Here is a 25,490-nt window from a genome sequence, read left to right as displayed (position 1 = left end):
TGTTGGACGCTGCCGCGCGAGAGGCCTAAAGTCCTCCCGCGGCAAGGAGTTAACGGATTCCGCCGGCTCGGCCGGCGCCCAAGGAGGGGCGATGGAACTTCCAGCTGCGGTGCCCGCAAGGGCGCAGGAAATGATCCAGGGCGATCGCTTCGCCCGCATGGTCCACCTCGGCCTGACGCTGGCGGCCGAGCCGGACCCCGACGCCCAGCTGCGCCATCTCTACGACGAGGCGCGCGCAATCCTGCAGGCCGATCACGTCGAAATGCTGCTGCCCAACCCGGCCGGCCAGCTGCCGCAGGCCGGCCCCCTGCTGCGCGAGCGGGCGGCCCTGCCGCTGCGCGTCGCCGCCCCCACCGCGGCCCTGGACCCGGCGAGCCTGCCGCGCGGCCTGCCGCCGCTGGGCAGCCTGCTGGCGATGCCGGTGCGCAACGAAGGCGGCCGCCCCGGCTGGCTGGTCCTGGGCCGGGCGCCCGGCAAGGCCGCCTTCAGCGCCACCGACGAGCAGATCGCGGCCATGCTGGCCTCGGGGCTGGCGATCTTCCGCGAAAACATGCGGCTTTACCGCCAGGCGCAGCGCCACGCCCGCGAGTTGCGCCGGGAGATCGCCCAGCGCGAGCGCAGCGAAAGCGCCCTGCGCCGCCTGACCCGTATCCACGGCATGCGCAGCCGCATTGCCGCGGAAATCGTGCGCACCCGCAACCAGGCGCAGCTGTTCAAGGAGGTCTGCCGCACGGCAGTGGACCAGGGCGGCTTCCGCATGGCCTGGATCGGCGTGCTGCAAGGCGAAATCGTCGAGCCGGTGGCCTGCCATGGTCACGACCACGGCTACATGCAGCTGCTGCGCGAGGTCCAGCGCGGCGGCCACCGCGGCGGCCCGGCCCTGAAGGCGCTGCAGGAGCGCCGCGAGATCGTCTGCAACGACATTGCCCGCGAGCCGATGATGGAACCCTGGCGCGACGCCGCGCTGCAGCGCGGCTACCGTTCGCTGGCGATCCTGCCGATCTTCGCGCGCTCACGCCTGGCCGGCTGCCTGGCGCTGTACGCCGGCGAGGTGAATTTCTTCAGCGAAGAGGAGCAGCGCCTGCTGGTGGACCTGGCCGGCGACATCTCGCATGCCCTGGAATTCATCGCCGCCGAGGAACAGCTCGACTTCCTGTCCTACTACGACCCGCTGACCGGCCTGGCCAACCGCCGGCTGTTCCACGAGCGCCTCAACCAGCACCTGCTGGCGGCACGCCAGGCCGGCGGCCGCCTGGCGGTGATCGTGGTGGACCTGGTGCAGTTCAAGGCGGTCAACGACGCCCTGGGCATGGCGGCCGGCGACGAGGTGCTCAAGAGCGTCGCCGAGCGCCTGACCCGGCTGGCCGGCAACCCGGCCTACCTGGCGCGCACCGGCGGCGACCGCTTCGCCGCCCTGATCCCGGACCTGAAGGACGCCAGCAGCCTGTCGATCATGCTGCGCGACCGTAGCTGGACGCACCTGAGCCACCCCATCGAGGTGGCGGGGCGCTCGCTGAGCCTGTCCGGCAAGGTCGGCCTGTCGCTGTTCCCCGAAGACGGAGAGGATGCCGAAAGCCTGTTCCGCAACGCCGAGGCGGCGCTGAAGAAGGCCAAGCAGACCGGCGAGCGTTACCTGTTCTACACCGCGCAGATGGGCTCGGCGATGAAGCATCGCCTGGAGCTGGAGGCGCAGCTGCGCCATGCCCTGCAGGCCGAGCAGTTCGTGCTGTACTACCAGCCCAAGGTGGACCTGCGCAGCGGCACGATCTGCGGCGCCGAGGCCCTGATCCGCTGGGCCAGTCCGGAGCTGGGCCTGGTGCCGCCGGCACAGTTCATCCCGCTGCTGGAGGAGACCGGCCTGATCGTGGACGTGGGCCGCTGGGCACTGGACCAGGCACTGGCCGATCGCGCGCGCTGGCTGCGCGAGGGTGTGCTGGTGCCGCGCATCGCGGTCAACGTCTCCGCCGTGCAGCTGCGCGACGCCGACTTCCTGGATCACGTCTGCGCCGCGCTCCAGGGCCATCCCGAGAACGCCGGCGGGCTGGAACTGGAACTGACCGAATCCACCATGCTGGCCGACCCCGAGGCTACCCTGCCCCTGCTGCAGCAGCTGCGCGACATGGGCGTGGGCCTGGCGGTGGACGATTTCGGCACCGGCTATTCCTCGCTGTCCTACCTGTCGAAGCTGCCGCTGTCCACGGTCAAGATCGACCGCTCGTTCGTGCTGCGCATGGGCGACAGCGCCAACACCATCAGCATCGTCTCCTCGGTGATCTCGCTGGCGCACTCGATGGGCCTGCGGGTAGTGGCGGAGGGAGTGGATTCGAGGGAGCAGGTCAAGTTCCTGCGGCTGCTGCACTGCGACGAGATGCAGGGCTTCCTGTTCAGCACGGCCCTGCCGCCGGAGGAGTTCCTGGCGCTGCTGCGCAAGGGCAGGACACTACCCGCGGAGTAGTCCCTTTGCGTGGCTCCGGAGCAACTCTCGTCTACATGGACGAAGATTCCAGGGGCCAGCGGGAAATAATGCTGGCCTGACCTTTTCCAGGCCGGTTTCCCCCATGACACAACGTTCCAACGCCACTTCCGCAAGCGCCGACGGCACCCTGCCGATCGACGCGCCGCGGGTCGTCGACAACGCCGAAACCGTGGCCTGGAACGAAACCGTGGACCTGCTGGTGGTGGGCTTCGGCGCCGCTGGCGCCTCGGCCGCGATCCATGCCCGCGAAGCCGGCGCCAACGTCGGCATCGTCGAGCGCTTTGAGGGTGGCGGCGCCACCATCAAGAGCGGCGGCATCGTCTACCTCGGCGGCGGCACGCGCCAGCAGAAGGCGGCTGGCTACGAGGACACGGTCGAGGCCATGGTCCGCTACCTGCAGATGGAAGCGGGTGATGCGGTCGGCAACCCGACCCTGCACCAGTTCTGCGAGGACAGCCTGGGCCTGCATGCCTGGCTGGAATCGCTGGGCGCGCGCTTCGACTCCAGCGCACCGCCGCCGAAGACCTCCTACCCGAAGGACGGCATCTACCTCTACTACTCCGGCAACGAGGGCGTGCCCGCCTTCGCCGCCAAAGCCCTGCCCGCACCGCGCGGCCACCGCATGCATGGCTCCGGCGTGGCTACCGGCAAGCATTTGTTCAGCATGCTGCGCCGCCGCGTCGAGGAGTTGCAGATCCCGGTGCTGACGCAAAGCGCCGTGCGCCGCCTGATCATGGACCGCAGCGGCAGCGTGATCGGCGCCGAGGTCTCGCGCCTCGACCCGGAATCCGCTGCCGGCCAGCGCCACCTCAAGCTGATGCGCAAGGCCGAGAAGGTGCACGACTTCGCGCCCGCCTGGGCCGACCGCCTGCGTGCCCAGGCCCTGGCGATCGAACTGGCCGACGCGCGGCCGCTGCACATCCGTGCCACCGGCGGCGTGCTGCTGTCTACCGGCGGCTTCATCTTCAACCGCGACATGGTGCAGCGGCACGCACCGAAGTACGCGAAGAACATGCGCCTGGGCGCCACCGGCTGCGACGGCGCCGGCATCCGCCTGGGCCAGTCGGCCGGCGGCAGCGCCGCACGCCTGGAGAAGGGCTCGGCCTGGCGCTTCATCAATCCGCCCACCGCCCTGCCCCGCGGCATCGTCGTGGGCGCCAACGGCGAGCGCTTCTGCAACGAGCAGGTCTACGGCGCGCGCCTGGGTGTGGAGATGTGCGAGCAGGGTGACGGCAGTGCCTGGCTGATCCTGGATGCGAAGCTGCGCCGCGAGGCGATGAAGGAAGCCGCCTTCGGCAAGCTGTGGATGTTCCAGTCCGGCCCGGCGCTGATCCTGATGCTGAGCTCGCCCAAGGCGAAGACCCTGCCCGAACTCGCCGGCAAGATCGGCGTGCCGGCCGCCGCGCTGGAACGCAGCGTGCAGGCCAACAACGCCAGCGCCGCCGGCTCCGCCCCCGACGCCTTCGGAAAATCGCAGGACATGCGCGCCGCGCTGGACCAGGGCCCTTACTACGCCCTGGACATCTCGGCCGGCAACAAGATCTTCCCCTGCCCCTCGATCACGCTCGGCGGGCTGCGCGTGGAGGAAGGCAGCAATCGCGTGCTGAACGAGGGCGGCCAGCCGATCGCCGGCCTCTACGCCGCCGGCCGCGCGGCGGTGGGCGTGGCCTCCAATTTCTACGTCAGCGGCCTGTCGATCGCCGACTGCCTGTGGTCCGGCCGCCGCGCCGCGCTGCATGCGATCCAGAAAACCAATAGCACGGCGGCGCAGGCCGCCTGAACTCAACAAATAACCGAGGAGTCGATTTCATGGGACGTGTACAGGACAAGGTTGCGATCATCACCGGTGCCGCCAGCGGCGTGGGCGCGGAAGACGCGCGCCTGCTGGCGAAGGAAGGCGCCAAGGTGGTGCTGACCGACCTCAACGAGGAACTGGGCGTAAAGGTTGCCGCCGAGATCAACGCCAAGCATCCCGACAGCGCCCTGTTCATCAAGCACGACATCGCCAGCGAAGCCGACTGGGAAGCGGTGATCGCCAAGACGGAAGAAAAATTCGGCGGCCTCGACGTACTGGTCAACAACGCCGCGATCCTGGCCTACGGCACCATCGAGGACACCTCGCTGGAACTCTGGCAGAAGATCCAGCGCATCAACTCCGACGGCTACTTCCTGGGCTGCAAGCACGGCCTGCTGGCGATGAAGAAGCGCGGCGGCGGCTCGATCGTCAACATGTCGTCCATGGCCGGCATCGGCGGCATGTCCTCGTTTGCCGCCTACAGCGCCAGCAAGGGCGCGGTCGCCGCGCTGACGCGCTCGGTGGCGGCGCATTGCCGCATGAACCTGTACAAGATCCGCTGCAATTCGATCCACCCCGACGGCATCGTCACGCCGATGGTCGCCAACCTGCCGCGCGACCCCAAGCAGCAGGCCAAGGTGCGCGAGAAGGACCCCAAGCAGCTGCAGGCGCGCTTCTGCATGCCGGGCGACATCGCCAACCTGGTGCTGTTCCTGGCCTCGGACGAGTCGCGTTTCATCCAGGGTGCGGAGATGCGCATCGATAATGGCTACCTGATGTGGGCGGACTGAAGAACCAAGAGCATCAATCCGCAAATGGACGCGAATAAACGCAAATGAAAATTCTGCGCTACTGTCATTTGCGTTTATTTGCGTTCATTCGCGGACTGTCGTTTCGGGCTTTTTAAACAATGTCAAAAATCCAGTATCACCCGCTGAAGGTTGCCCAGGTCATCGAAGAGACGGCCGATGCGCGCTCGCTGGTGTTCGAAATACCGGCCGAGCTGAAGGACCTCTTCAAGTACAAGCCGGGGCAGTTCCTGACGCTGCGCGTGCCCTGCGGCGCCAGGCCGCTGCCGCGCTGCTACTCGCTGTCGAGCACGCCCACCGAGGACGAACCGCTGCGGGTGACGGTGAAGCGCGTGGCCGGTGGCCGCGCGTCGAACTGGCTCTGCGGCTGCCTGCGCGCCGGCGACACGCTGGACGTGGCGGTGCCGGCCGGCATCTTCACGCCGAAGTCCTACGACGGCGATTTCCTGTTGTTCGGCGGCGGCAGCGGCGTGACGCCGGTGCTGTCGATCATCCGCAGCGTGCTCAACAACGGCAAGGGCCGCATGCGGCTGTTCTACGCCAACCGCGACGAGCGTTCGGTGATCTTCGCCGCGGAGCTGGCCAAGCTGTCGCGCGAGCACCCCAAGCGCCTGCAGGTGATCCACTGGCTGGACTCGGTGCAGGGCATTCCCTCGCAGGCGCAGATCGAGGCGCTGGCGCTGGGCTGGGAGAACGCGCAGGCCTTCATCTGCGGCCCCGGCATCTTCATGGACACTACCGCCGCGGCGCTGCACGGCGTCGGCTTCCCGTCCTCGCGCGTGCACATCGAGCGCTTCGTGTCGCTGCCGGAGGAATCCGACGAGCTGCCGGTGGCGGTGGCGGTCGAGGGCGGCACGGTCTCGCAGGTGGAAGTGGAGCTGGACGGCGAGACCCACAGGTTCGAGGCGCAGGCGGGTGAACTGCTGATCGACGCCATGGAGAAGGCCGGCATGCAGCCGCCCTACTCCTGCCGCGCCGGCGCCTGCGCCGCCTGCATGTGCCATCTCGACGATGGCGAGGTGGAGATGATGAGCAACCAGGTGCTGGAGCAGAGCGACATCGCCCAGGGCTGGATCCTGTCCTGCCAGGCGGTGGCCAAGTCCCCGGTCGTCAAGCTGCGCTACCCGACATGAGCCACACCGTTCCGCAGGCTTTCGCCGAAAGCGTGCAGCGCCATGCGCACCGCACTGCCGTGGTCGGCGAGGACGGCAGCGAACTGAGCTACGCCGAGCTGGACCAGCTGCGCATTTACGCCGCCCGCGCGCTGATCGCCATGGGCGTGCAGCACGGCGAGCGCGTCGCGATCTGGGCGCCCAATTCTGTGGAGTGGATCGTGGCGGGCCTGGCGATCCACAGCATCGGCGCCGTGCTGGTGCCGCTGAACACGCGCATGAAGGGTGGCGAGGCCTCCTACATCCTGGAGAAGAGCGGCGCCACCACGCTGTTCTGCGCCGGCCGCTTCCTCGGACAGCACTACCCGACGATGCTGGCCGAGTGCTGGCCCAAGCCGCTGAAGCATGTCGTGGTGATCGGCGATCCCGAGTCCGGCGACACCGGCTGGCGCGCGTTCATGGCCAAGGCCGACCAGGCGCACAGCGAGGACGTGCACCAGCGCGCCGCGGCGGTACTGCCGTCCGACCGCATGGACATCATGTTCACCTCAGGCACCACCGGCCGCCCCAAGGGCGTGGTCACCGACCACGCGCAGAACATGGACGTGATCCGCTCCTGGTCCGCGGTGATGGGCCTGGTGCCGGAGGACAAGTACCTCATCGCCAATCCCTTCTTCCACACTTTCGGCTACAAGGTCGGCTGGCTTGGCGGCCTGCTGCACGGCCTGACCGTGCTGCCGCACGCGGTGTTCGACGCCGGCGCGATCCTGCAGCGCATCGCGCGTGACCGCATCTCAGTGCTGCCCGGCCCGCCGACGCTGTTCATCAGCCTGCTCAACGACCCGGCCCGCGCCACGGCCGACCTGTCCTCGCTGCGCGCCACCATCACCGGCGCCGCCGCCATCGCGCCCTCCCTGATCGAGCGCATCCGCGCCGAGCTGGGCTTCAAGGTGGTGCTGACCGCCTACGGCCTGACCGAGACCTGCGGCGTGGTGTCGATGTGCGAGGCCGGCGACGATGCCGAGACCATCGCCCTGACCAGCGGCAAGGCGATCCCGCGCGTGGAACTGCGCTGCGTCGACCCCGACAACAAGCCCCTGCCCGCCGGCGAGTCCGGTGAGATCGTGGTGCGCGGCTACAACGTCATGAAGGGTTACCTGGACGACGCCAGCGCCACCGCCGAGACCATCGACACCGAAGGCTGGCTGCACACCGGCGACATCGGCGTGCTCGACCCGCGCGGGTATCTCAAGATCACCGACCGCCTCAAGGACATGTACATCGCCGGCGGCTTCAACTGCTACCCTGCCGAGATCGAGCGCATCATCGCCGCGCATCCGGCGGTGGCACAGGTCGCCGTGATCGGCGTGCCCGACGAGCGCCTCGGCGAGGTCGGCAAGGCCTGCGTCGTGCTGCGGCCGGGCGCCGAGCTGGGCGACAAGGAACTGATCGCCTGGTGCCGCGACAACATGTCCAACTACAAGGTGCCGCGCTACGCCGAGATGATGGCGTCGCTGCCGACCAATCCGTCGGGGAAGGTGCTGAAGTTCCAGTTGCGGGAGTTGGCGAAGCCGGGTGCTGCATAGAGGAAGCCGCAAGGCATCGAGACAAGCCGTTCATGCCGAGTAGCGCCGCGAAGCGTCGCGTATCGAGGCACGTTCCGCACGCACCTCGATACGCGGCGCTTCGCGGCGCTACTCGGTGTGAACGGTTCGTATATATATTTCAAGTGCAGGAGCAGAGAGCATGAGCAAGAACCTGAGCGGCATCGTCGCCATCGTCACCGGCGCCTCCCGCGGCGCCGGCAAGGGCATCGCCATCGCGCTGGGCGCCGAGGGCGCCACGGTCTACGTCACCGGCCGTTCGCAGAACGAAGGCGACGCCGCGCTGCCGGGCACGATCCACGCCACCGCCGCGGCCGTCACCGCCGCCGGCGGCAAGGGTATCGCCGTCACCGTCGACCACACCGACGACGAGCAGGTGCGTCAGCTGTTCGGCCGCGTCAAGAACGACCAGGGCAAGCTCGACATCCTGGTCAACAACGCCACCTTCATCCACGACCAGCTGATCGAGGGCGGCGGATTCTGGGAGAAGTCGCTGGACCTGGTGAACATCCTCGACGTCGGCCTGCGCTCGTCCTACGTCGCCAGCTGGCACGCCGCCAAGATCATGGCCGCGCAGAAGAACGGCCTGATCGTGTTCACCTCCTCCTTCGGCGGCAACTGCTACATGCACGGCGCCGCCTACGGCGCGCAGAAGGCCGGCGTGGACCGTTTTGCCCACGACATGGCGCTGGACCTGAAGGGCTACAACGTCTCCGCCAACTCGATCTGGATGGGCATGCTGCGCACCGACCGCACCAAGCGCGTGATGGACGAGGACGCCGCCAAGTACCAGGGCTTCTGGGATATCGCCGAGACCCCGGAGTTCACCGGCCACATCATCAGCGCCCTGTACCGCGACCCCGCCCGCATGGACAAGTCCGGCCAGGTGCTGATCGGCGCCGAACTGGCGCAGGACTACGGCCTCAGCGACGAAGGCCGCCAGCCACCCTCGCACCGCCCGATGCTGGGCGCGCCGGCGCCGGTGAATCCGGCGGTCGTGCAATAGCAGAAGGTCGGGGGCCGTTCGTGCTGAGCTTGTCGAAGCATGAACGGCCTGCCAACTGGCCGGTCATCTGCCGCTCACCCTTCGACAGGCTCAGGGCGAACGGCTGGTATTTTTGGGGTCAATCCCCGAGCGGCGACTCCGGCGTGTCGTTGCACGACACGCCGCAATACTCCTCCAGCACCGCGCGCAGGTCCGGCAGCTTCTTGCCGGCCTTGTATTCGGCGCGCACCACCGCCACCGCCACCGAGGTCAGCAGCCTGGCGCGCGCATGCACGTGGTTGGCGCCGGCGAACTCCAGGTCCTTCTGCGTGACCATGGCGGTACCGATCTCCATGCGCATCAGCATCTCGTAGCCCAGCGGGTCGAACTGCAGCTGGTGCGCGATCTCCTGCAGCGCCGGGTACTCCAGGTTGTAGTCCAGGTACTGGATGAATGCCGAGCGCGCCTGCTCCAGGCCCGAGGGTATCGCGGTGGTGATGCGGATCACCTGCATGCGCGCATCGGCGAACAGCAGGGCCATCAGTTCGCGCCGGAACTCGCCGACATCCGCGAAGGCCGCGGCGAACTCCTCCTCGGTACAGGCGCCGGAGGCGGCCATGATCGAGGCATCGAGGTGGCTGGCACGGCCCTCCTTGTGGGCCAGCGTCTTCGCCGCTTCGAGGATTCTGTGTTTCACGGCTTCCTTCTCAGGCGTTCTTCAGCAGGACTTCCGGGCCGAGCCGGCCGCGCAGCCAGGGCAGGCGCTCCCATTGCTCGGAAAAGTCCGCGGGGACGTATTCGTTCGACGGCTTGGCGTCCGGGCGTATCAGGCCCAGGGCCTGGTAGGCGGCGGCCACCAGCTCGCTGCAGAACAGTTCTGCCAGATTTTCGCGCTGCTCGCCGAATGGTCCGTCATAGGCGGCCCCCATCAGCTCCAGGACATTGCTCTCGTAGGCGCGCCCGGTCAGTTGCCGGCGCAGTGCGGCCAGGCGTTCCACTGCCTCGGGTTCCAGGTCCACGTCCTGCAGGCGGCGCCAGGCGATGTCGCCGTCGTACTCGTCCAGCCGTGCCGGCGCCGGCACCAGCTGCACGCCGCGGCGCGCCACGCCGGACTCGAGGCAGGCGATGGTGGCGTCGGTGGAGGCCTCCCACAGGCAGGGAAACTCGTAGCGCGGCTCGCGCAGCACCAGGGCCACGTGCGACCAGCGGCTCAGCGTCACCCACTTGATGCTCTCGCTGGGACCGGACTTGCCGGAAAACAGCAGCAGGTCCCCCGTCTTCAGTTCATGCAGCACCGCGATCCCCCACTTCCTTGCTCCTGCGAAATCCTACGGTTTCCGGGCGAGTCTTCAAGTCCCGTCGTTCGTTTGGAGGAGGCCGCCACGCACGCCGGCCCCCACCATGGGCCTTCACCAAGGGAGTCTATGCCGCGACCGGGGACCAAGCTGTGACCGCTGCCTCCGCGCTGCCGGCCACCTGCGTGGCGCTGGTCACGGGCGCCAGCCGCGGCATCGGCCGCGCCATCGCGCGCCGCCTGGCCGCGCAGGGCGCCGCCGTGGTGGTCCATGCCTCGCCGCGCTCGCAGGCCGGACTGGACGAAACCCTGGCCCTGGTGCGCAGCGCCGGGGGCCGCGCCGCCGCGGTCGCCGTGGACCTGGCCGACGAAACCACCCGCGCCGGCCTGCTGGCCGCCGCCACGGCGCATTTCGGCCCGGTCGGCATCCTGGTCAACAACGCCGCCGCCAACCCGGCCTACGCCCCGCCCAGCCGCATCGACCTGGCGGCGCGGCGCGCCGGCTTCGAGATCAACTTCCAGGCGCCGGTGGACCTGTGTCAGCAGGCATTGCCGGCAATGAAGGCCGCCGGCTGGGGCCGCATCGTCAATCTCGGCAGCGAGATGGCACGGCAGCCGCCGATCCCCTACCCCGGCCCGGCCAAGCTGGTGCACGGACTGGCGCTGTACGGCGCCGCCAAGGCCGCGCTGGAGCGCTACACCCTGGGCTTGGCCGCCGAGCTGCACGGCAGCGGCGTCACCGCGAACATCCTGTCGCCGGTCAAGATCGCGCTCAGCGAGAGCGCCGAGGCCGTGGCGCGGCAGGTGGCGGCGAGCAACCCGCAGTGGCTGGAGCCGCTGGAGATGATGGCCGAAGCCGCGTGGTTGCTGGTGAGCGGCCGCTACAACGGCCTGGCCACCAGCAGCCGCGAGCTGCTGCAGCTGACGCAGGCACCGCTGCACACACTGGACGGGCGCAGCGTCATCGGCGATGCCATGACGCTGGCCCGCGTCTCATGAATACCTAGGAGAGGAGAACTCAAGATGGCTCGACTGCAAGGCAAGGTGGCGATCGTGACGGGCGGTGCCCGCGGCATGGGTGGCGCGACCTCGCGCCTGTTCGCCGAGGAAGGCGCCAAGGTAGTGATCGCCGACCTGCTGGAGGACGAAGGCCGCAAGCTGGCGCAGGAGCTGGGCCCCAATGCCCTGTTCGTGCGTCACGACGTCAGCGACGAGGGCAGCTGGGCGCACTTGATCGCTGAGACCGTGAAGGCCTACGGCGAACCCTCGGTGCTGGTCAACAATGCCGGCGTGCTGCTGTTCCGCACGATCCAGGAAACCAGCAAGGCCGACTTCGAGCGCGTGATCGACATCAACCTCGTCGGCAGCTTCCTCGGCGTAAAGCACGTCGGCGCGCGCATGATCGCGCAGGGTCGCGGCGCTATCGTCAACATCTCCAGCACCGACGGCATGAAGGGCGCCAACGGCCTGGGCGCCTACTGCTCCAGCAAGTGGGGCATCCGCGGCCTGACCCGCGCCGCCGCGATGGAATACGGCCACAAGGGCGTGCGCGTGAACTCCGTGCACCCGGGCGGCATCGACACCGCTATGGGCAACCCGTATGCCGAGGCCAAGGAAGAGGTCAACAAGCGCTACACCTTCGTGCCGCTGCAGCGCGTCGGCGAGCCGGTGGAAGTGGCGCGCGCCTCGCTGTTCCTGGCCAGCGACGACAGCTCGTATCTCTGCGGTGCGGAGATCGCGGTGGATGGCGGCATGCTGACGGGTTCGTATTACGTGGGCTTCCCGGGGGCTCCGGGGGTTTAAGCAGCGATCTCTACTTGTCTCCCTCTCACTGACAGGAGAGGGAGACAAGCTGTAATCGTCGCAATGTTGCCAACTCAGACGAGGCTTACTTTCACTATGCCTTCGATGATCCAAAAGGCAGGCCAAGCTGCAAGAAAGCGTCAGTTCCAAACTGCCTCACAAGGGAAGAAATGAACTCTGGCTCCACAGAGTTGGCGAAGGCTAATTCGCCCCTCAAAGAAGCTGAATCCACGCCGGGGGCACCCTTGAGAAGACGATACAGTTTTGACCGCAGTTCTCTCTTCTTCTCGCGTCCTAGGGAAACCTTTCTGTCAGGCGTAAGGACCAGCCCCACGAGAACACGCTTATAAGCTCTCGAGGTGTAAACCGTCTTCTGCTTGTTCAGAGTGAGTCGAGGATAGGGCAACTTCCCACATAATGACTCCACTTCGCGGGAAAGCTCCGTCAAAACACCCTTCCGATTTGTTGAAAACGCCATGTCATCCGCATAGCGACTATAAACAGCGCCATATCGCTTTGCGATGATGGAAATTTCCGTATCGAATCGATACATCATGGTGTTGGACAAAATCGGCGAACTAGGAGCACCGATGGACAGGCATCTCTTTCCACTTACTTTGTTCCGCCACGTTACAAGCGCTCGAATCAGGGTCGCGTCTTTTTCCTTTATTTTTCCAACGCCCAAAAGATGCTGTTGCACCGCATCCGCAGAGATGGATGGAAAGAAGTCCTGAAAATCCATCTTCAGTAGATACTTCTTATCCACATGCTTTTCTGCATGTGCATAAATAGACACCCCCTCCCGATAAGCTGTAGCGGCGCGATGCACCGGCAGCTGGGATAACACATTGTCGACTAGCCATCGTTGCAGCAGCTTCACCTCTGGCGTCGGCTGCGCAATAGTTCGCCATTGACCTGGCTGCCGTTTTGGAATCTGAAAGACTTTGTATCTATACGAAGCAGTAGCAATTATTTCCAACAACTCTTCCTTGGAAAATGGCAGCTCGTCAATCATTCGATCAAGGAGGTTCATTTCACCACCCCGATCTTTGATTGGCATACATTCTTACGATACGCATCATTTTTTACTTCATTCCAAGCCGTCGATTTCAACTTAACCCTGTTGAACGGCTTACATCCCTTCTTTGATGTAAATTTCACGTACTCTTTGGGCGAGGCGCTCGGAACATAGTAAATATTGTCTCCGTAATGTCGCTGGTGAATTAGCTTAGCCTTCTCCAGTGTGAAAAGAATCTGCCTAGCGCGCGGCGTTTCAAGGGTAATTCCAAAATGTCCAAATAGCTGTTGAATTTCCTTTAACCGAAGCACCGAGAAAAGATTCACCAAGTCTAGTGCCAATAAAATATGATGCTGAGTATCACCCACACTAAAAGATTTTCTGACGCTCGACCTTTTTCTTTTCGCTGACCCGTCCTGCCCTGGGTTGACACCTTTTCGAAGCCGAGAAGGAGAGTCAAATGGAATCAAGGGCTAAGAGGACACAGCGCGATTACACGATGGCCTTTAAGTTGGCGGTTGTGGATCAGGTTGAGAAAGGTGAGATGAGTTGTAGGCAGGCCCAGGAGCGCTACGGCATCCAGGGCAGCTCGACGGTTCTGCACTGGGTTCGGCGATATGGCCGGCCTGTAGCGGGGCGGGCATCATGGGCTCCTCAAGGGAAGCCGATGATGAGTGAAAAGAAGCCACTGACGCCCGAGCAGCGGATCAAGCAGCTGGAGGTCGAGTTGCGGGAGGCCAAGGAGAAGGCCCAGTTTTTCGAGGCGGTGGTGGATGTCCTGAAGAAGGACTACGGAGTGGTGGTAAAAAAGCCTGTGGGCAAGTCCTCGCGCAAAAGCTCGTAATGGGCTTGAGCGTTAAGAGGGCTTGCCGCTACATGGGCATCAGCCGGCAGGCGTACTACCAGCGGCTGGAGTGCGCGCGCGAGCGTGCACAGACCTGTTCCGAGGTGATCCGGCGCGTGGAGCAGATTCGCCTGCGCCAGCCGCGCGTGGGCACCCGCAAGCTGCAGCACCTGCTGCAGCGGCCCGACGGCATCCACGTGGGGCGAGATACCCTGTTCGGTATTCTGCGCAACGCCCGGATGCTGGTCCCCAGCCGCCGGGCGTACCACAAGACCACCGACAGCCATCATCGCTTCCGCAAGCATCCGAACCTGCTCAAGCCGGGAAGCGGCATCCAGCCCGCGACCGGCGAGCAGGTCTGGGTCGCCGACATCACTTATCTGCCGACGCGGGAGAAATGCGTCTACCTGAGCCTGGTCACCGATGCCTACTCCCGCAAGATCGTCGGCTATCACGTCCACGACAGCCTGCAGACCGAGCAGGTCAGTGAGGCCCTGAAGATGGCGCTCAAGACCCGGCAGACGGCTCAGCGGCTGATCCACCACTCCGACCGGGGCATCCAGTACTGCTCGAACGTCTACCAGCAGATCCACCAACGACACGGCCTGACCTGCTCGATGACCGACGGCTACGACTGCTACCAGAACGCCCTGGCAGAGCGCGTCAACGGCATCCTGAAGAACGAATTCCTGCTCCAGCGACCCGCCAACCTTGAGCAGGCCGAACAGATGGTCCGGCAGTCCATCCACACCTACAACCATGAACGGCCACACCTGGCCCTGAAATACAAAACGCCCGATGAAGTCCATCGGGCGTCTGTATCCAGCATACTTTAGCGACCAGTTTTACCCCGTATAGGTGTCAACCTATTTCAGGACGGGTCACGCATCAAGCATCTCAGCAATTACTGGGGCGTGCTTCTTCAATTCGTTCGGCACTACGCTCGGAATAGTGCAGACACTATGCGGATGTTGTTGAGTTTCCTTTACGCTGCGAATCGGGCCCAAGCTTATAAATGATCGAGCGGGGTGGTACTCGTCAGAGACGACGACCATCAAACGCTCACTCAGTGAGTCAATCTGAGAAAAAGCACCAAGCTCCGCAATCGAACCGGGAGCTTCCAAGAAAACTACAACAGCACTTGTCAGGTATCCCAGATCCTTCTCAAACAGCAAGAGATCACTATATGTACTGAAGTCGTTCCAATCTTCGAAGCTTTCAGGGAGCAATAGGACGCTATGTAGCTCCGAACGATTGGCAGCCAACCATCGGAGAAATGCATCTCTTTGCGAGACTGGAGAAGAGCGAACTTTCTTGGCGAGAGGACCGCCAAAAACCAAAATGAATTCCGGAAAAGAAACGACGGTCGCCCGTTGCGGATCGACCGTCTCAATAAACGTATTTATTGCGTCAAAAGTCATTTAGGTAGGCTCAGCTACCTTGAACTACAGGCACGAAGGCGCAGGCGCGCCCAATCAACACGAGCGACAGCGAAGGGACAGATTGGGCGCGCCTGCGCCTTCGTGCCGTCGATGTCGCTCAATCAACTACTGTCTGGCGATACGCCCGACAATGGCGTTAAATTACTAACAACCACAGATACGCGTAACTGAGCGCTGAAAGTATGCGGGAGTGGAGAGCTTTCGTAAACGAAATTCTGAATTTCTTAGCCGCATCTGGCCGTTGCGGCGACACTTACCGCAATCAACTGACAAGTTAGGCTTAGTTGCCTCGGCCTGGCAGTTCCTTCGACCAGGTCGCCAGCAAGCTGGCTCCTACACAACAGGCCTTAGCCAGCCCACAGTAAAGTAGCCGCCAGGCTCCGATGCGGCCGCCAGGCCTCCGCCTGCAGCAACAGCGCCGCCGGATTCTCCGCACCCGCCGCCCGCACCAGCCCCAGGTCGGTATGCGGAAAGGCGTCCGGTTGCCGCCCCAGGCGGATCGCGAGATAGCCGCGCGTCCAGGGACCGAAGCCGGGCAGTGTCGACAGGCCGGCGTTGATCTCTTCCCAACTGCCGTCCAGCCGCAGCCCGTCACCCACCGCCCGCGCTAGCACGCGCAGCGTTTCGACACGGCGGCCGGGCATGCCCATCTGTTCGAGATCGGCGGCCAGCAGCGCCTCGGGGGCGAGCGTGCCGCAGCGCTCAATCAGGCGGCGCATCAGCGTGCCGGCGGCGGCGACGCTGACCTGCTGGCCGATGATCGTGCGCAGGCACAGTTCGAAAGGATCCCAGCAGCCCGGCGGTCGCAGGCCGGGCATGCGCTTCACCAAGGGCTTGAGCACGGCGCTGCGCGAGAGGGCCTTGAGCGCAGGTGCCGTGTCTTCCTCCACCGCAAACAGGCGCGCGGCGCGTGTCGCCAGGCCGGCGACGGCAATGCGCTTCTCCGCGGCGATCTGCAGCTGCTGCCCATCGGCCGAGGGCGCGATGCGCAACCAGTCCTCGCCGACGCGGCGCTCGTAGGCACCATCGGCGATGCGCTCCAGCAGCGGGATCAGGCGCGGCTGCAGGTAGTCCAGCAGTACCGGCCAGGGCAGCGCCTGGCGCAGCGGCAGTTCGGCCAGGACTCTCAAGAACCCGCCTTGGCCGCGCGTTCGCGGTCGATCAGCGTGCGCTTGCGCTCCAGGCCCCACTTGTAGCCGCCCAGGCTGCCGTCGCCGCGGATCACGCGGTGGCAGGGCACCAGCAGGGCGACACGGTTGGCAGCGCAGGCGGAGGCCACGGCGCGCACCGCGCGCGGTGCGCCGATGGCCACGGCCACCTCGGTGTAGCTGCGCAGTTCGCCACCGGGAATCTGCTGCAGGTAGGCCCAGACCTTCATCTGGAAGGCGGTGCCGCGCAGGTCCAGCGGCAGCTGCCGCGCCGGCGGCGCGCCCTCGATGTGCTGCGTCAGCGCCTGCATCCAGGCGGCGAACTGCTGGCGCTGCGCACCATCCATCGGCGCCAGCTCCGCGCCCGGATATTCGCGTTGCAGCTGCTCCAGCAGGGCGGCCTCGCTGTCGCCGAACTGCACGAAGCACAGGCCGCGGTCGGTGGCGCCCATCATCAGCAGGCCCAGCGGCGTCTTCGACACGGCATGGGAGATCGCCACGCCGGCGCCGCCGGCGCGGTACTGCTTCGGCGTCATGCCCAGGCGTGTGCCGACGCGTTCGTAGACACGGCTGGCCGAGCCGAAGCCGGCGTCATGGATCGCGCGCGTCACCGAGGCGCCCTCGCGCAGGCCCTGGCGCAGGGTGCGCAGGCGGCAGGCCTCGACGTACTGCCGCGGGCTGACGCCGGTCACGGCCTTGAACTGGCGCTGCAGATGGAAGGGACTCAGGTGCGCCTGCTCCGCCAGCGTCTCCAGCGGCAGCGGCTCCTGCGCGTGGCTTTCGATGTAGCGGCACAGCGCCTCGATGCGCGCCACGGTGCGGCGGTCGGCGCGCGATTCCAGCGGGCGGCAGCGCTTGCAGGCGCGCAGGCCGTCGGCCTCGGCGGCAGCGGGTGTCCCGTAGAAACGCACGTTCTTGCGCAAGGGCCGGCGCGAGGCGCAGGACGGCCGGCAGTAGACGCCGGTGGTCAGCACGCCGTAGTAAAAATCGCCGTCACGCGAGGCATCGCGTTCCTGTACGGCCTGCCAGCAGAGTTCGTGGTCCATGTTCATGCTCCTGTTTACCTGCAGCCAGTGTCGCCGGCCGCAGGTGCTGGGCCTATCCGCTTCTTGCGGAGTCGGTCCACGACAGGGGATGCATGCGGTGACGGCCCGCCAGGCCCTTGAGTTCCGCCTCGCGCGGCTCGCCGAAGTGGAAGTCCGGATCTCCCGCGCAGCGCTCGTGCAGCGCCGCCGAGGCCAGGATCTCGCCGCCCTGCGCCAGCGCGGCGATGCGCGCCGCCAGGATCACGGTGATGCCGAAGAAGCGGTCGCCCTCCTGAATCGGCGTGCCGGTATGCAGGCCGATGCGCACGCGGATCGGCTCGCCCTCATGCCGGGCGTTGTGCCGCGCGAAGGCGCGCTGGATGCCGATGGCACAGCGCAGCGCGGCCGCCGGATCGGCAAAGGCCAGCAGGAAGCCGTCGCCCTGCAGCTCCACCTCCTTGCCGTTCTCGCGCTGCAGTTCCTTGCGCACCACTTGGTTGTGCAGCTTGATCACCTCGTGCGCGTCCTGGTCGCCGAGGCGTTCGGTCATGGCGCTGAAGCCTTCCATGTCGCTGAACACGATGGTCACCGTGCCGTCGGCCGACAGTGCGCCGGAGAAATCCGGGCGCCGGCCCTGCACGGCTGCGATCACCATGTCCATCGAGGACTTCACCGCGCGGATCGCGTGACCCTCGGCCTCGTCCTTGAGCGTCAGCGCCAGCTCGGTGAGCTTGTTGATGCCGGTGAGGCCGATGCTGCCGATCATCTCGCCCAGTGCGCGCGGCAGGCGCGTGTCCAGGCCCTGCGACGGCGACGCCTCGGGGATGGCACGCTCCAGCAGCGGCCGCGCCAGCCACAGCAGCGCCAGACCCGCGATCAGCTGCAGCACGCAGACCACCAGCTGTGGCGCCCACAGCAGCAGCGGCAACCGCGAGGGCGCCAGCCAGGCGCGCATCGCCATGCCCGCGCCGGAGGCCATCGCGTCGGCCAGCAACAGCAGACCGGCAGCGAGCAGCAGCAGTTGTCCCTGGCGACGCTCGGTGCCGGCCGCGCCGCGGCGCGGCGTGGTGCCCGCGCCCGGCGGCAACAGCCAGGGCGCGATACGCCCGGCCTGGGTCCAGAGCAGCACCGCCGCCAGCAGCCACAGGCCGCCGCCCACCACCACCGATACCGGGCCGGCCAGGGCCTGTGCAAACTGCTGCAGGCCCTGCAGCACGCACCAGGCGGCAAGCAGGCGGCACAGCGGCAGGGCGAGGTCGCGTTGGCTCATGTCGAATATTTTAAGGGGCGGTGCCGGTATCTCCTAACGGAGTTCCGTATTCCCGATGAACGGGCCGGCCGGGGTGGCGCCGCGGCAACAGCCCCCGCCTTGCGCCGGTCCCGGCCGCGTGTTAACTCTGGGACAGGGGGAGACTTCGGGTGCCTAACGCGATGGGAGAGGACGTCGTCGCCGAACAGCGCGTGCGCGCCCAGCAGGGCGTGCTGGTACAGCTGCTGACCTCCGAACGGCTCGACCTGCTGCCCCTGGCCGAGGCTTACGCCCGGCTCACGCGCCGCGTCGCCGAGGTCATCGGCGTGGAGCGTGTCAGCATCTGGGACCTGGACCAGGCGGCGGGCCGGCTGCATTGCCGGCACCTGCATTTCCACGGCAGCGACAGCCATTCCAGCGGCGAGATGCTCCGCGCCGAGGACTACCCGGTGTATTTCCACACGCTGGCGCACAGCCGCGCGATCGCCGCGCACGACGCCTGCAACGATCCGGCGACCCGCGAATTCGCGTCCGGCTACCTCAAGCCCCTGGGCATCAGCTCCATGCTCGACGCCACCGTGCGCCGCAGCGGCCATACCGTGGGCATCGTCTGCCTGGAACACGTCGGCCCGGCGCGCCGCTGGTCGCTGGACGAGCAGCAGTTCTGCGCCACGGTGGCCGACATCGTGGTGATGCTGCAGGAGAGCCAGGAGCGCCGCGAGCTGCAGGAGCGCCTCTACCAGCAGATGCGGCGCGACGCGCTCACCGGCCTGCCCAACCTCACGCGGCTGCGCGAGGAACTGGGCGCCATGGACCTGCAGCGCTGCGGCCCGCATGCGCTGATGCTGCTGGACCTGGAGCGCTTCGGCGAGATCAATCATTCGCTGGGGCATCGCACCGGCGACCAGGTGCTCTGCGCCATCGCCTCGCGGCTGACAACAGACCTGCCCCCGGGCGCGCGGGTCGCGCGCCTGTCCGGCGACAAGTTCGCGCTGTGGCTGCCGCTGCAGGACGGCGCGGATCCGCTGGCGCTGGCGCGCAGCATCCAGGCCTGCCTGCGCGAGCCGATCGACATCGGTGCTGCCCGGCTGGCGGTCACCGCCCGCTTCGGCATCAGCCTCTGCCCGGAACACGGCAGCGACGGCCATGAGCTGCTGCTGCGCGCCGACATGGCGATGCACGACGCCAAGGGCACGCTGCATGGCTGCCTGCTTTACGACCCGGTGCGCGATCGCAGTTCGGCGCGGCGCCTGGGCCTGATCCACGACCTGCGCGGTGCCGACCAGCGCGCGGAACTGTTCGCGGTGTTCCAGCCGCGCGTCAGCCTGCCGGAGGGCAGGATCCTCGGCGTGGAAGCACTGCTGCGCTGGCGCCATCCGCAGCTGGGCAATGTCTCGCCCGGGGAATTCATCCCGCTGGCGGAGATGAGCGACCTGATCGTGGATCTCACGCTGGCCGTGCTGCGCATGTCGGGCAGCGCCTGGCATTCCTGGCAACAGGCCGGGCATGAGCTGGCGCTGTCGATCAACCTGTCGGCGCGCGCCATCGGCGACCGCGGCTTCACCGAGGCGGTGCTGCGCCAGCTCGCCGAATCCGGCGTGCCGCCGCAGCACATCGAGTTCGAGATCACCGAGAGCGCCATCTGCGACGAGACCGACCAGGGCCTGGAGACGCTGCGGCTGATCCGCGAGGCCGGCGCGCGCATCTCGCTGGACGACTTCGGCGTGGGCCACTCCTCCATGGCACGCCTCAGCCGCCTGCCGGTGGACGTGATGAAGATCGACCAGATGTTCGTGCGCGACATGCTGCGCGACCCGCGCCACGCGGCCATCGTCCGCACCAGCATCGACCTGGCCCACAGCATGGGCCTGAGCGCCGTGGCCGAAGGCGTGGAGACCGCCGAGGTGGCGGCAGCGCTGGCCAGGCTCGGCTGCGACGAGGCCCAGGGCTACCACTACGGCGCGACGCTGCCGCCGGAGGAACTGGCGCGGCTGCTGCGCCCCGGCGGGACCGCCCCCTAGGGGAAGGGGGCTGACATGACTTGTCATGTCCACAGGCCTATCCTCCCCGGGTCCTTCGGGACCGGCAGGCCCCGCCCTGCCGGCCAGACCTCACGATCCAGCACAGGAGTTAGCGATGAGCCACTATGACGTGATCCGCCAGTTCAGCAAGATGCTGCAGAACATCGAGAAGTGGCTGGACCGGGCCGAGGCCCATGCCACGGCGAAGAAGTACGAGGTGGACGTGCTGGCCGCCTCGCGCCTGGCACCCGACGCCTTCACGCTGGCGCAGCAGGTGCAGGCCGCCTGCGACCAGGCCAAGTTCGCCGCCGCCTACCTCACCGGCAGCAAGGCGCCGGCGCATCCCGACACCGAGAAGACCGTCGCCGAGCTGCGCCAGCGCATCGCTGCCTGCATGGCCTTCCTGGCCACGGTGGAGGAAAAGGACTTCGCCGGCTCCGCGGAGCGCAAGGTCGCCCCGCCCTGGCTCGACGGCAAATGGTTCCACGGCGAGGACTACGTGGAGGGCCTGGCGATTCCCAACTTCTACTTCCACGTCACCATGGTCTACGCGATCCTGCGCCACAACGGCGTCGACGTGGGCAAGATGGACTTCATCGGCGGCCTGCAGATCCAGGACGCCTGAGCCCGGGGCGGGGCGCGGGCGCCGGCCTGCCGCCTCAGCCCGTCACGGGGGTCGTGTCGTCCGGCTTGCGCGCCTCAGCCGACACCAGGCCTTCGCGCACGAACTGGATGTGGCGCCGCAGGATGTAGCTCTGGTCGGCATAGGCGCCCGGCACCTTGGCGTTGATCATGGACTTCTCGATCTCGGCCAGGCGCTGCAGCAGGGCCGTGCGCTGCTCCGGCGTCATTGGCTCCAGCGTCGCGCGCTCCAGCGCCATCAGCTCGCCATAGCGCTTGTAGATGCGGCGGTTGATGCGCCAGCCATAGATATCCGGCGCGAAGCGCAGCGCCGGGATCAGCACCACCAGCATCGGCACCAGGATCACCGCCGCGCGGTTCACCAGGCTGGCCAGCCAGAACGGCAGGAAGCGGTAGGCCAGGCCCTTGCCGGACTTGTAGTAGCGCGCCGCGTCGTCGCTCATCGGGTAGTCGTGCTCGATGGGGTGCGGGAACTCGCGCGGGTTCTGCATCAGCGAGGAGCGGCTGTGCACCTCCTGCGCCGCCTCCACCAGCAGGTCCGACAGCGCCGGATGCAGGTCCGCATGCGCCAGCAGTTCCACCGTCGGCGCCATCATCGTGATGGGCTTCTCCGGCAGGTTGGCCCCCAGGTCGAAGGCGCCGGCCGGCAGTTGCAGGCGGTTGAGATAACGGAAGCGACGCTCATAGGCCTCGCCCTGCACGAAGTCGAACAGGCGGATGCCTTCCGCGCGCATCAGCTGGCGCACGGTCCTGATGCTGGCCGAGTCGCCCGAGAGGAAGATCGCGTCCACCTCGTGCTTGGTCAGCGCCGCGCTGGCGGCCTCGCCCTCGATGTCCAGCAACTGCGTCTTGCCGCCGGGCTCGATGCCGTTGCCCTTGAGCAGGGCCAGCGCCAGGAAACGGTTGCCGCTGCCCGGCCGGCCGATGGCGATGCGCATGCCGGCCATCTCCGACAGGCGCGTGAACAGCTTGTCGGAGCGGTAGAAGATCGACACCGGCTGGCGGAACATCGTGCCCAGCGAGCGCAAGTCATCCGTGCCACCCTCCCGGGTCACGCCGGACTGCACCAGGGCGATGTCCACCTGGCGGTCCACCAGCAGGTCCAGGTTGTTGGCCGAGCCCCGCGAGGGAACGATCTCCAGCGCGATATCGCTGCGTGCCAGGATCTTCTGGTACTTCTCGGCCACCGTGCGGAAGTTGCTGCCTTCCGGCCCGCCGGCCATGGTCAGCTTGTGCGGCGGTGCCGGCCGGATGAAATGCTCGGTGGCGAACACCGCCAGGGCCATGAGCAGGACGATCGGCAGCAGGGTGGCCAGTGCATCGCGCCAGGACACGACGGATGCCGGACGCAGGTTGCGCAAACGCCGGCGCGCGGCCTCGATTCTTCCTTCCCTGGAATTTCCTGCTTCGCTCACACCGGCATCCTCGCAATCAGCCCAGGGCGCAGCTTGCACCAGATCGGGGGAATGTGGGAGACGGGGCCGGCCTGCCGCGCATGGGCGTCATCCCGGGCGGCTATGCTGGGCAGCGAGCATGGGTGAATACGGGCGACGCATGCAGGCGATCACATTCCGCAACCGCAAGGCCGGCTTCCTCTGGGGCTTCGCCGCCGCGTGGCTGGGCATGCTGCTGGCCATGACCTGGGTGGTGGTACGCGACGGCCCGCCGGACGACTACTCCCTGCACGCGACGCTGGTCGTCGGCGCCCTGTTCTGGTTCGCCGGGCTGGGCCTGCTGATTTTCGTCGCGGGCAAGCCCTGCTACCAGCTGGAGTTGAGCGGCGATGGCCAGGTGCGGATGAGTTGGCGCTATCCCTTCCGCGTCGTGCGCAAGACCTTGCCTGCCGGTGAACTGGGCCCGGCTACGGTCATCGAGATTCGCGACAGCGAGGGCGATCCCTATTTCATGGCGCGGGTGAAGACGCCGGATGGCGGGGTTGTGGATTTCGCGGAGTCGAGTGACCGGGGAGAGTGTGAGCGGGCTTGCGAGCGGTTGAATGCGGCGTTGAGGTATTTCATACGCCAGTAACCCGTAGGTTGGGCTGAGCGTAGCGATGCCCAACGCCGCGGTCGGGGATGTTGGGCATCGCTACGCTCAGCCCAACCTACACCAGCTGGTTTATGTATCACTTCTCGACTCATCATCCTTGCCCGGCGACTCTGCTACAGGCGGCGCCTCTACCGAAGGATCGAACTGCGGCGGCAGCGGCTCGTCGGGCAGGAAGTAGTCCAGCGGCGTCAGCGGCGGGCGCTTGCGCTTCGGGCGGGGCGGTTCCAGTTCGGCCGCCAGGGCTTCGCGGAAGCCGCCAGCCTTGCCGGCCAGCTCCGCCGGCAGGGTCTGCCAGAGGCGCTCGCGCAGGGTTTCGTAGAGCGGGTACTTCCAGGCGTTGTTTTCCTTGCGGGAGCGGTCGGTCTGCGCAAGGCGGAAACCATCCACCACGGAAGCATCCAACCTCAGCCCCGAAATCCGTTCGGCGAGCTGCGCACCCAGTTCATGGTAGCGCTGCGGCATGGCGGCATTGCCGGGGCCGCGCACCTGGTCGAAGCTGGCGCGGACGATCCACACCGGCTCGCTGGCGGTACCCTGGTTGGAGATCGACAGCCAGAGGCCCAGCGTCGCACGCTCCGGCGCCTCGATGGCATATGCGACATAGCGCCCCTCGATGGCCTCGCTGAAGTAGGTGGACACGCAGTGGTTCATTGCCGCCCCCTCCTCGGCATAGTCCTCCATGGTGTCGAGCTGGCGATAGCGGATGCCGGAAGAGGCCCCGTCGGCCAGCATCGGCGGCAGTCGCGTCGGAATGGTCGGCAGCTTGCCGCGCAGCGCCACCACCATCTGGTGCAGCTCGTCGTCGAGGCGCGCGATCTGCTCGGGCTTGCGGCTGTCGAAGTAGGCGTCGATCGCGCGCGCCGCCCAGGCCACCGCGCGCCTGCGGTCGCGCTCGAAACGCCGGGGCAGGCTGGCGAGGATCGCCTCCTGCATCCAGGTCAGGGTGTCGCGCAAGGTCGCCAGGCGCTGCACGCCGGGCGCCTCGTCGCTCCAGTCGCCGTCGTCGCTGAAGCCGGGAATCCAGGGCGCCCCGTCCACCAGCGTGAACGTCGCCGGGTACTTCTGTAGGCTGCGACCCAACTGCGCCCACGCGACCGGATGGGCCGCGCCCGCGTCGAGCGCGGCGCGGTTCCAGGGCATGGACTTGCCGGGCATCGCCGCCATGGCCTTCTCCAGCGCAGGCCAGCCGTGGCGGCCGCTGTCGAGGATGACGCAAAGCGAACGTGCCAGTTCCGGCGAGCGCAGTGCATTGACCTGCGCCTTGTTCATGCCCATGGCGCGCATCAGCACCGGCGCCAGGGGCTTGCCGCTGTCTATCGCGCGCCTTGCGGGCCCGGACATCAGCCCGCCGGCCGCCGCCGGATAGGTCAGCACCGCCTGCACACGGCATGGCCCATCGACAGGATCGAGGAAGAAGTTGAGTGCATCCAGGTTGCGCGGCACCGGCACACCGCGCGAAATGCCTGCGATCCAGTCGGGGAGGCCCCGGATCAGCCGGGCAGAGGCCTGCGCGGCAGCAACGCGGGCGGCATCGACGGCCGCGGCCTGGTAGACGGAGTACACATCGTTGGCTGCGCCGGTGAGCTTGCCCGCAATCCGCAAGCCCAGATGGTCGCCGGTTTTCGACACCACTTCCGAGAGTCCTTCGGCAGAAAAGGGGCCAGCTGTCAGCAGTTCCATCTGCTCGTCGGGAGTCAGCGCCTTGCCCAAGGGCGCGCCGGAAGAATCGAGCGCGAAGTCGCTGGCAGGGCCTTCGCGGAACTCCAGCAGGCCGGATTCATGGAAGCCCAGCGTGCGGTACCAGGCTTCGCCGCCAACGCTGCCGACCGCCAGCGAGAGCAGGCCCCTGCCGTGCAGGAACCTGCGCGGCTCGACCACCAGGAAGCGCAGGCCCGCGGCCTCCTGCAACCAAGCGGCCGCCGCCTTGCGCCCGAGCGCGGCGGGCAACTCGCGGCCGAGATGATGCTGTACGGCTTTCCAGGCGGTATGAAGGTCCATGCGGAATTTCGGTTATGCGATTTTCGTAAGCCAGGCGATCACGTGTCGCTTGGCGACAGGCGGGTCATTGGCTCGCCCCACGGGACCTGGACCGCGTGGGCAAACTTGAAGATGTTTGCCCACCCTACGCCCGCTTGTATCTCCAATCCGGCAAATGCGTCAAAGCTGACTGGCTC

At 66.8% G+C, this 25,490-nt stretch carries 21 protein-coding genes; 12 read left to right on the top strand and 9 right to left on the bottom strand.

The genetic code is table 11. The features are described 5' to 3' along the window. Positions 1 to 91 precede the first annotated feature (91 nt). The 6 genes from D0B54_RS05275 (at position 92) to D0B54_RS05250 (ending at position 8,802) form a co-directional block, all read left to right on the top strand. On the top strand, positions 92 to 2,455 hold the full coding sequence (locus D0B54_RS05275; RefSeq protein WP_162932229.1) for a putative bifunctional diguanylate cyclase/phosphodiesterase: 2,364 nt from the start codon (positions 92 to 94) through the stop codon (positions 2,453 to 2,455). Positions 2,456 to 2,558: 103 nt separating this feature from the next. Next, on the top strand, positions 2,559 to 4,256 hold the full coding sequence (locus D0B54_RS05270; RefSeq protein WP_117289873.1) for an FAD-binding protein: 1,698 nt from the start codon (positions 2,559 to 2,561) through the stop codon (positions 4,254 to 4,256). 29 nt (positions 4,257 to 4,285) lie between these two features. Then, entirely contained in the window at positions 4,286 to 5,062 is a 777-nt protein-coding gene (locus D0B54_RS05265; protein WP_117289871.1) for a glucose 1-dehydrogenase, read from the top strand. A 119-nt stretch (positions 5,063 to 5,181) separates the two neighbouring features. Further along, complete coding sequence (locus D0B54_RS05260) at positions 5,182 to 6,213, top strand: ferredoxin--NADP reductase (protein WP_117289869.1); 1,032 nt, start codon at positions 5,182 to 5,184, stop codon at positions 6,211 to 6,213. Next, on the top strand, positions 6,210 to 7,778 hold the full coding sequence (locus D0B54_RS05255; protein WP_117289867.1) for a FadD3 family acyl-CoA ligase: 1,569 nt from the start codon (positions 6,210 to 6,212) through the stop codon (positions 7,776 to 7,778). The genes D0B54_RS05260 and D0B54_RS05255 overlap by 4 nt, the downstream gene beginning before the upstream one ends. A 160-nt stretch (positions 7,779 to 7,938) precedes the next feature. Next, positions 7,939 to 8,802, top strand: coding sequence for an SDR family NAD(P)-dependent oxidoreductase (locus D0B54_RS05250; protein ID WP_117289865.1), 864 nt, complete (start codon positions 7,939 to 7,941; stop codon positions 8,800 to 8,802). 118 nt (positions 8,803 to 8,920) lie between these two features. On the opposite strand, the gene D0B54_RS05245 is transcribed toward D0B54_RS05250, so the two are convergent. Further along, the gene (locus D0B54_RS05245; RefSeq protein WP_117289863.1) at positions 8,921 to 9,478 is read right to left on the bottom strand and encodes a hypothetical protein; all 558 of its coding nucleotides are present in this window, start codon (positions 9,476 to 9,478) and stop codon (positions 8,921 to 8,923) included. Between the two features lie 10 nt (positions 9,479 to 9,488). Further along, positions 9,489 to 10,076, bottom strand: coding sequence for a YiiX/YebB-like N1pC/P60 family cysteine hydrolase (locus tag D0B54_RS05240; RefSeq protein WP_162932228.1), 588 nt, complete (start codon positions 10,074 to 10,076; stop codon positions 9,489 to 9,491). 152 nt (positions 10,077 to 10,228) lie between these two features. On the opposite strand from D0B54_RS05240, the gene D0B54_RS05235 reads away from it, so the two are divergent. Both D0B54_RS05235 and D0B54_RS05230 read left to right on the top strand, forming a co-directional pair. Continuing rightward, positions 10,229 to 11,074: an SDR family NAD(P)-dependent oxidoreductase gene (locus D0B54_RS05235; RefSeq protein ID WP_240433554.1), complete on the top strand. Its 846-nt coding sequence runs from the start codon at positions 10,229 to 10,231 to the stop codon at positions 11,072 to 11,074. Between the two features lie 24 nt (positions 11,075 to 11,098). Continuing rightward, positions 11,099 to 11,878 (top strand): SDR family NAD(P)-dependent oxidoreductase, encoded by a 780-nt coding sequence (locus tag D0B54_RS05230; protein WP_117289859.1) that lies wholly within the window; start codon positions 11,099 to 11,101, stop codon positions 11,876 to 11,878. A 94-nt stretch (positions 11,879 to 11,972) separates the two neighbouring features. On the opposite strand, the gene D0B54_RS05225 is transcribed toward D0B54_RS05230, so the two are convergent. Beyond that, the gene (locus D0B54_RS05225; protein WP_117289857.1) at positions 11,973 to 12,911 is read right to left on the bottom strand and encodes a retron St85 family RNA-directed DNA polymerase; all 939 of its coding nucleotides are present in this window, start codon (positions 12,909 to 12,911) and stop codon (positions 11,973 to 11,975) included. 445 nt (positions 12,912 to 13,356) lie between these two features. Here D0B54_RS05225 and D0B54_RS05220 point away from each other — a divergent pair. Further along, positions 13,357 to 14,576 (top strand): IS3 family transposase gene (locus D0B54_RS05220; RefSeq protein WP_162932227.1). Its coding sequence is split into 2 segments (ribosomal slippage): positions 13,357 to 13,714 and positions 13,714 to 14,576, totalling 1,221 coding nucleotides; the frame shifts between segments, so codons are not numbered across the junction. 45 nt (positions 14,577 to 14,621) lie between these two features. Here the strand turns inward: D0B54_RS05220 and D0B54_RS24170 are convergent. The 4 genes from D0B54_RS24170 to D0B54_RS05205 all read right to left on the bottom strand — a co-directional run bounded on the left by D0B54_RS24170 (position 14,622) and on the right by D0B54_RS05205 (position 18,625). Continuing rightward, positions 14,622 to 15,161 carry a retron St85 family effector protein gene (locus D0B54_RS24170; RefSeq protein ID WP_162932226.1) on the bottom strand — a complete coding sequence of 180 codons (540 nt, stop codon included), beginning with the start codon at positions 15,159 to 15,161 and terminating at the stop codon, positions 14,622 to 14,624. Between the two features lie 368 nt (positions 15,162 to 15,529). After that, a complete protein-coding gene (locus D0B54_RS05215; RefSeq protein ID WP_117289852.1) occupies positions 15,530 to 16,312 on the bottom strand; it encodes a DNA-3-methyladenine glycosylase family protein in 783 nt (260 codons plus the stop codon). Further along, positions 16,309 to 17,376, bottom strand: coding sequence for a bifunctional DNA-binding transcriptional regulator/O6-methylguanine-DNA methyltransferase Ada (gene ada, locus D0B54_RS05210; protein WP_301331508.1), 1,068 nt, complete (start codon positions 17,374 to 17,376; stop codon positions 16,309 to 16,311). The genes D0B54_RS05215 and ada overlap by 4 nt, the downstream gene beginning before the upstream one ends. Positions 17,377 to 17,428: 52 nt before the next feature. Further along, positions 17,429 to 18,625 carry an adenylate/guanylate cyclase domain-containing protein gene (locus D0B54_RS05205; protein ID WP_117289848.1) on the bottom strand — a complete coding sequence of 399 codons (1,197 nt, stop codon included), beginning with the start codon at positions 18,623 to 18,625 and terminating at the stop codon, positions 17,429 to 17,431. Between the two features lie 149 nt (positions 18,626 to 18,774). Between D0B54_RS05205 and D0B54_RS05200 the strand changes: the two genes are divergently transcribed. Both D0B54_RS05200 and D0B54_RS05195 read left to right on the top strand, forming a co-directional pair. Beyond that, complete coding sequence (locus D0B54_RS05200; RefSeq protein WP_162932225.1) at positions 18,775 to 20,625, top strand: putative bifunctional diguanylate cyclase/phosphodiesterase; 1,851 nt, start codon at positions 18,775 to 18,777, stop codon at positions 20,623 to 20,625. A 115-nt stretch (positions 20,626 to 20,740) separates the two neighbouring features. Next, complete coding sequence (locus tag D0B54_RS05195) at positions 20,741 to 21,250, top strand: DUF1993 domain-containing protein (protein ID WP_117289844.1); 510 nt, start codon at positions 20,741 to 20,743, stop codon at positions 21,248 to 21,250. A 34-nt stretch (positions 21,251 to 21,284) separates the two neighbouring features. Here D0B54_RS05195 and D0B54_RS05190 read toward each other — a convergent pair whose 3' ends face one another. Continuing rightward, entirely contained in the window at positions 21,285 to 22,682 is a 1,398-nt protein-coding gene (locus tag D0B54_RS05190; protein WP_240433553.1) for a TAXI family TRAP transporter solute-binding subunit, read from the bottom strand. A 139-nt stretch (positions 22,683 to 22,821) separates the two neighbouring features. On the opposite strand from D0B54_RS05190, the gene D0B54_RS05185 reads away from it, so the two are divergent. Continuing rightward, the gene (locus D0B54_RS05185) at positions 22,822 to 23,295 is read left to right on the top strand and encodes a hypothetical protein (RefSeq protein WP_117289842.1); all 474 of its coding nucleotides are present in this window, start codon (positions 22,822 to 22,824) and stop codon (positions 23,293 to 23,295) included. A gap of 90 nt (positions 23,296 to 23,385) precedes the next feature. Here D0B54_RS05185 and D0B54_RS05180 read toward each other — a convergent pair whose 3' ends face one another. After that, positions 23,386 to 25,314 carry a PcfJ domain-containing protein gene (locus D0B54_RS05180; RefSeq protein WP_117289839.1) on the bottom strand — a complete coding sequence of 643 codons (1,929 nt, stop codon included), beginning with the start codon at positions 25,312 to 25,314 and terminating at the stop codon, positions 23,386 to 23,388. Between the last annotated feature and the right edge of the window lie 176 nt (positions 25,315 to 25,490).

Origin of the sequence: Solimonas sp. K1W22B-7 (assembly GCF_003428335.1) — a bacterium.
Classification (GTDB): Bacteria; Pseudomonadota; Gammaproteobacteria; order Nevskiales; family Nevskiaceae; genus Solimonas_A.
This window is presented reverse-complemented; position numbering and strand designations above follow the sequence as displayed.

Bases quoted from the DNA above. Each gene is read 5' to 3' on its own strand.
- D0B54_RS05275 (WP_162932229.1), top strand. From the start codon at position 92: ATGGAACTTCCAGCTGCGGTGCCCGCAAGGGCGCAGGAAATGATCCAG.
- D0B54_RS05270 (WP_117289873.1), top strand. From the start codon at position 2,559: ATGACACAACGTTCCAACGCCACTTCCGCAAGCGCCGACGGCACCCTG.
- D0B54_RS05265 (WP_117289871.1), top strand. From the start codon at position 4,286: ATGGGACGTGTACAGGACAAGGTTGCGATCATCACCGGTGCCGCCAGC.
- D0B54_RS05260 (WP_117289869.1), top strand. From the start codon at position 5,182: ATGTCAAAAATCCAGTATCACCCGCTGAAGGTTGCCCAGGTCATCGAA.
- D0B54_RS05255 (WP_117289867.1), top strand. From the start codon at position 6,210: ATGAGCCACACCGTTCCGCAGGCTTTCGCCGAAAGCGTGCAGCGCCAT.
- D0B54_RS05250 (WP_117289865.1), top strand. From the start codon at position 7,939: ATGAGCAAGAACCTGAGCGGCATCGTCGCCATCGTCACCGGCGCCTCC.
- D0B54_RS05230 (WP_117289859.1), top strand. From the start codon at position 11,099: ATGGCTCGACTGCAAGGCAAGGTGGCGATCGTGACGGGCGGTGCCCGC.
- D0B54_RS05225 (WP_117289857.1), bottom strand. From the start codon at position 12,911: ATGAACCTCCTTGATCGAATGATTGACGAGCTGCCATTTTCCAAGGAA.
- D0B54_RS24170 (WP_162932226.1), bottom strand. From the start codon at position 15,161: ATGACTTTTGACGCAATAAATACGTTTATTGAGACGGTCGATCCGCAA.
- ada (WP_301331508.1), bottom strand. From the start codon at position 17,376: ATGGACCACGAACTCTGCTGGCAGGCCGTACAGGAACGCGATGCCTCG.
- D0B54_RS05205 (WP_117289848.1), bottom strand. From the start codon at position 18,625: ATGAGCCAACGCGACCTCGCCCTGCCGCTGTGCCGCCTGCTTGCCGCC.
- D0B54_RS05195 (WP_117289844.1), top strand. From the start codon at position 20,741: ATGAGCCACTATGACGTGATCCGCCAGTTCAGCAAGATGCTGCAGAAC.
- D0B54_RS05185 (WP_117289842.1), top strand. From the start codon at position 22,822: ATGCAGGCGATCACATTCCGCAACCGCAAGGCCGGCTTCCTCTGGGGC.
- D0B54_RS05180 (WP_117289839.1), bottom strand. From the start codon at position 25,314: ATGGACCTTCATACCGCCTGGAAAGCCGTACAGCATCATCTCGGCCGC.